We start from the raw sequence: 3,091 nt of genomic DNA on the forward strand, positions 1-3,091 counted from the left end.
ACAAGGCGGGTGAGATGGCCTGCGTGGCCCATGTCAGGCGTAAGTTTGTGGATGTCTTCGCATCCCAGGGCAACGCCATTGCCGAGGAAGCGATCCGGCGGATCGCTGAACTCTACACCGTGGAGAAAGACGCGCGTGGCAAATCGCCCGAAGAACGTATCGCGCTGCGGCAATCCCGATCAAAACCGATCTTCGATGACCTGGAAGCCTGGCTACACGCGCAACTGCCCAAAATCTCGGGCAAGTCGCCGCTGGCCCAGGTTATCCGCTATGCCCTTGGCCGGATGCCAAAGGCACGGACATACCTTGAGAACGGCCACCTGGAACTCGACAACAACACAGCCGAACGGGCCGTCAAACCCGTGGCCATCGGCCGGAAAAACTGGATGTTCGCAGGTTCAGAAGGTGGCGGCAAGGCCATGGCTATCGCCTTCACCCTGATCGAGACGGCCAAGCTCAACAACGTCGATCCGCAAGCCTGGCTGACATGGGTCCTCGCACAAATCGCCGACCACAAGATCACACGCCTCGACGAGCTCCTCCCCTGGCGTTACGCTGCATAAGCAGCGTAACAGGTCATGTACTGACCAGACAGAGCGGGTTCAACGGACGGGCACGAAATAACGCATCTTGTGCAGGATCCATAATTATGACGTGTCTAAAAAGTGAAATCTCAAAATACCTACCGTTGCCAATCGAGCAGGTTTTGTGGAATGGCGATGCTCTTAGCATTTTGGGTGCTGATTGGAGCTTAAGCTCCCAATCAGCGTGGCGGGTAATCAAGAATGGAAAGATTTTGGTTGCGTGTTGGGATACAGCCTCTAGAGAAGTCGAGAGCATCCTCAAGTATCAGAAAGTTCTCTCTGTTGATTATCAATCCACGAGTGTTTCTATTGATCCCGTTTTCCAATTTTCTGATGGGGTTTCACTCGAGATTTTTTCTACCGATACAGTAGAACCATGGGTGTTGACGCTAGCAAGTGACTTAGTTTTTGTGGGTTCGCTTTAAACGAAAAGGACGTCCTGTAGCTCGTCGATGACGGGGGCGAGATCGCGGGCCTCGGTGTCGCGGAGCTTGGCCCGTCCGGGGATTGCCAACTTGCAGACGCAGCCGAGGCTGTTTAGCCGGTCGCCATGAACACACCAGCTGAGATGCCGCGCCTGAAGGGCTACCGTTTTCCGCGTGAGGTCATCTTTTACGCCGTCTGGGCCTACCACCGGTTCGCGCTGAGTACGGCTGACGTGGAGGATCTGCTGGCGGAACGGGGCGTCATCGTCAGTCGAGAGACCGTGCGCAAATGGGTGAACCGTTTCGGCTCACATTTTGCACATTGCATCAAGCGGGACCGGCCCGCCGCAGCAGACAAATGGCACCTCGATGAAGTCGTGATCCCGATTAACGGCGTCAAGATGTGGCTGTGGCGGGCCGTGGATGGGAACGGCGATGTGCTCGACATCCTTGTGCAGCCAAGGCGCAACGCCAAAGCGGCCAGACGGTTTCTGAAACAGTTAATCACCCGGTTTGGCCAGCCGCGCGTCATCATCACGGACAAATTGCGCAGTTACATCAAACCGATCCGCCAGCTGGCTCCGAATGCCGAGCATCGCGCACTCGCCTGCGCGCAAATCTCCCGCTTCTCCTCGTCCGCCCAAAACCGCTTCTTCCGCCTGCTCATAGAGTGCCCCTAAGTGTCCACTATCGATGGTGGACACTTAGCTGCCGCCAGCGGCTCGCGTTAGGTCGGGTTCAACGGACGCTTACGCTTTTTCAGGAGTTTGCGCAGAAGCCGCCTGGCGGCTTTCTTGTCCCGGCGGCTCTGCACGAGGACATCCAGGACGAAACCCTCCTGATCCACAGCGCGCCAGAGCCAATGTTTCTTGCCCCAGATTTTAACGACGACTTCATCGAGGTGCCATTTATCCCCATCTTCCCAGCCGATTTCCGGCGGATCCTGCCCGCAAACTGCCGACCGAACTTCTCCGCCCAGGCCCGCACAGTCTGGTGCGACACGATGATCCCACGCGCCGCCAGCAGATCCTCAACCATTCGCAGGCTGAGCGGAAACTTGAAGTACAGCCAAACCGCATAGGCAATCACGTCCGGCGGGAAACGGTGGCGGCGATAGAGGTCAACGTTCGTCATACGGTCATATCCAATACGCGGGCGCAGAACGCATTAACTTTACGGTGCCTCTGGAAGCGTCTTGACGTGGCCCTTGCCAAGGTCCCGGACATGATCCTTTGCCACAAGGGAGCGAAAGGCGTCGAGAAGATCGCCGCCGAATGGGCGCGCTCGCGCAAGGTCCCGCAAATCATCTTCCGCCCGAACTGGCCCGCGTTCAAGAAAGCAGCGCCGTTCCGCGCCAATGACGAAATGATCCGCGCGAAGGTCAAAGGAGCCATCGTGTTCGGAACCAAGAGCGGGATTGCACTCAATCTGGCCGACAAGCTGGAGGAAAAAGCCAAGCACGTCTCACGGATCAAAGGACCGGAAAAGACCCGCGACGCCTGAGCGGAAACCAGACGAAAACGAGGGGCGGCCCAATGGGTCGCCCTTTGGCATATGTGGACCGCGAACAACTCAGAGGCGAACGGTGGAGAGGGGTGGACAGCGGGGTCTTGGTGTCCTGGCCGGGAGAGATCGAAGGCGATCCCTTCCCGCCAGAACTGGCGCTGACCGCGAGGGTCCGATGCCTCAAGGCATCGGCGGCGACGCATTCCAACAGAGATCAAGCCGCCCAGGACAAAGACGCGGACGGAGATCCGGGACGACAGGACGACGAGGCAAGGGCCGGGATCGGGAGGATCCGAAGACCCTCGAGGGAGACGTCAGGCCCCGAAGATCTGGCGCATCTGCTGATCAAAAAAGGCCCGCGAAATCGTCGCCCGATTGCCGGCATGGCCATGGTAATGAGAGCGCCCCGTTCGGGTCGGAAGACCGGCCCAGATCTTCGCAAGATTGTCCATGAAACTCGCCAGAGGGAGACGCCCCTGAATGAAGGAATTGTACCCCGCCTCGACGTAGAGAACAGACGCGAACTGATCCTGAAGCTGCGGACTGAACCGGGCACCGTCAGGCACACCGAGCTTC

General features: G+C 58.2%; 2 protein-coding genes and 3 pseudogenes. 3 read left to right on the forward strand and 2 right to left on the reverse strand.

Annotation, left to right across the window (positions count from 1 at the left end; genetic code table 11):
- The coding region (gene tnpC / locus FEV53_RS19870; protein ID WP_142836376.1) for an IS66 family transposase at window positions 1-563 on the forward strand (563 nt) is incomplete at its 5' end.
- 571 nt (window positions 564-1,134) lie between these two features.
- A pseudogene (locus FEV53_RS19875) lies at window positions 1,135-1,611 on the forward strand (IS6 family transposase); the annotation flags it as partial.
- 149 nt (window positions 1,612-1,760) lie between these two features.
- On the opposite strand, the pseudogene FEV53_RS21355 reads toward FEV53_RS19875, so the two are convergent.
- A pseudogene (locus FEV53_RS21355) lies at window positions 1,761-2,098 on the reverse strand (IS6 family transposase); the annotation flags it as partial.
- On the opposite strand from FEV53_RS21355, the gene FEV53_RS19885 reads away from it, so the two are divergent.
- Entirely contained in the window at window positions 2,003-2,512 is a 510-nt protein-coding gene (locus FEV53_RS19885) for a DUF2493 domain-containing protein (RefSeq protein ID WP_221931691.1), read from the forward strand. The pseudogene FEV53_RS21355 and the gene FEV53_RS19885 overlap by 96 nt on opposite strands.
- 317 nt (window positions 2,513-2,829) lie before the next feature.
- Here the strand turns inward: FEV53_RS19885 and FEV53_RS21105 are convergent.
- Window positions 2,830-3,091: pseudogene (locus FEV53_RS21105) on the reverse strand (hypothetical protein); the annotation flags it as partial.

Source organism: Palleronia caenipelagi (genome assembly GCF_007004065.1).
Lineage (GTDB): Bacteria > Pseudomonadota > Alphaproteobacteria > Rhodobacterales > Rhodobacteraceae > Palleronia > Palleronia caenipelagi.